General features: G+C 63.7%; 2 protein-coding genes and 1 pseudogene. 2 read left to right on the top strand and 1 reads right to left on the bottom strand.

From position 1 onward, the window contains the following. Positions 1–358: pseudogene (locus tag JOZ76_RS28900) on the top strand (IS66 family transposase); the annotation flags it as partial. A gap of 77 nt (positions 359–435) precedes the next feature. On the opposite strand, the gene JOZ76_RS28895 reads toward JOZ76_RS28900, so the two are convergent. Further along, entirely contained in the window at positions 436–1,662 is a 1,227-nt protein-coding gene (locus JOZ76_RS28895; RefSeq protein WP_291704518.1) for an IS256 family transposase, read from the bottom strand. Between JOZ76_RS28895 and JOZ76_RS28890 the strand changes: the two genes are divergently transcribed. Further along, the coding region (locus JOZ76_RS28890; RefSeq protein WP_441300122.1) for an IS91 family transposase at positions 1,663–2,084 on the top strand (422 nt) is incomplete at its 3' end.

The following is a 2,084-nucleotide window of genomic DNA, read 5'->3' as shown; positions in this document are numbered from 1 at the left end:
GGCTTCGCCGGGCCTTCCCTGCTGGCGATGATCCTGTTCGAGAAGTACGGGCAGCACCAGCCGCTCAACCGCCAGTCGGAGCGCTACGGCCGCGAGGGCATCGAGCTGAGCCTGTCGACGCTCGCCGACCAGGTGGGCGGTTGCGCGGCGCTGCTGCGGCCGCTGCATGATCTGATCCGTGCGCACGTGCTCGTCGGCCAGCGCGTCCACGGCGACGAGACTCCCGTGCCGGTGCTTGCCAAAGGGGCAGACCGCGCCCGGACGGCTCTGGGTCTATGTGCGCGACGATCGTCCATTCGGCGGTCCCGATCCGCCAGCGGCGGTGTTGTTCTACTCGCGCGACCGCGCCGGCGAGCATGCCGGGAGTGTCAGAAGTTTTGTGTAAGAGCGCCTCTGTGAGAGGGTTTGCGGGGTCAGCGGACTGACCCCATGGGGTCAGTCCGCTGAGCGCGCAAAGCGCTCGCCGAACTGGATGGCAAACTGGCCCATCGCGGCCGTCCATGCAACCGGTCGCCGCCAGTGGATGCCGGCATTTCTGATGGCAAGGTAAAGCAGCTTCATCGCGGCCTCGTCGTTGGGGAAGCTGCCGCGCGTCTTGATGATCTTGCGCAGCGAACGGTTCAGCGCCTCGACCGCGTTGGTGGTGTAGATCATTTTGCGGATTTCCGGCGCGAAGGCGAAGAACGGGATGACGTGCTCCCACGCCCGCCGCCAGGCCGCTCCGATCGCAGGATAGCGCTTGCCCCACTCGGCTTCGAAGTCCTCGAGCCTGAGCAGAGCGGCGTCGGCATTCTCGGCATGGTAGATCGCCTTGATCGAGGGCAGGATCGCCTTGCGATCCTTCCAGGACACGAAGGACAGGCTGTTGCGAATCAAATGCACGATGCAGGTCTGGACCATCGCCTTGGGAAAGACGCTGTTGATCGCTTCCGGAAAGCCCTTCAGGCCGTCGACGACGGCGATCAGGATGTCGGCGACGCCGCGGTTCCTCAGATCGTTCATGACCTTGAGCCAGAATTTGGCGCCTTCGGTCTGCTCGATCCAAAGCCCGAGCACGTCCTTCTCGCCCGATGCAGTAATGCCCAAGACGACGTAGACCGCCTTGTTCTTGACCATCCCCTCATCCCGGATCTTGACCCTGAGCGCGTCGAAAAAGACCACCGGATAGATCGATTCCAGCGGCCGGCTCTGCCATTCGCGGACCTCATCGAGGATCGCATCGGTGACTTTGCTGATCAGATCGGGGGACACCTCGGTGCCGTAGAGCTCGGCCAGATGACCCTGGATCTCCCGCACCGTCATGCCCCGCCCGTACAGACTGATGATCTTCTCGTCGAAGCCGTCGAAGCGGGTCTGGCCCTTGGCGACGATCACCGGTTCGAACGTGCCGGCGCGGTCGCGCGGCACCTCGATCTCGATCTCGCCGTCCTCCGTCAAAAGCGCTTTGCTGCTCGTGCCGTTGCGGCTGTTGCCCGACCCGCGGCCCGCCGGGTCGCCCTTCTCATAGCCAAGGTGGTGGGTCAGCTCCGCACCCAGCGCACGCTCCAGAAGCGCCTTCTTCAGTCGTCTGAAAAGCCCGTCTTCGCCGGCAAGGTCTTCCGGCTTGAGGCTGCCCCCAGCCAGAATCTGGTCCAAAATCTCAGGTGAAAAATCCGTAGCCATGTGAGTCTCCTGTCAAAGGTAAACTCACAGAAACCATCTTACACGGAGTTACTGACACCCTCCCGCACGGCGGAACTCGGCGGCCATGTCGCGCGCTGCGCGGATTGCGCCTATACGACCATCGCCTACAACTCTTGTCGCAACCGGCACTGCCCGAAGTGCCAAGGCGCCGCCGCCAAGCAATGGCTCGCCGACCGCGAGGCCGAACTGTTGCCGGTGCCGTACTATCACGTGGTGTTCACGCTGCCTGCGGCCATCGCCGACATCGCCTACCGGAACAAGGCCGTCGTCTACGATCTGCTGTTCAAGGTCTCGGCCGAGACCATGCTGACGATTGCCGCCGATCCCAGGCATCTCGGTGCCAGGATCGGCATCACCTCCGTGCTGCACACCTGGGGCTCGGCACTGACCCATCACCCGCA

Source organism: Bradyrhizobium sp., from assembly GCF_019244115.1.
In the GTDB taxonomy this organism is placed as follows: Bacteria; Pseudomonadota; Alphaproteobacteria; order Rhizobiales; family Xanthobacteraceae; genus Bradyrhizobium.
This window is presented reverse-complemented; position numbering and strand designations above follow the sequence as displayed.

Excerpts from the sequence above, each read along its gene's own strand:
- JOZ76_RS28895 (WP_291704518.1), bottom strand. The coding sequence starts at position 1,662 with ATGGCTACGGATTTTTCACCTGAGATTTTGGACCAGATTCTGGCTGGG.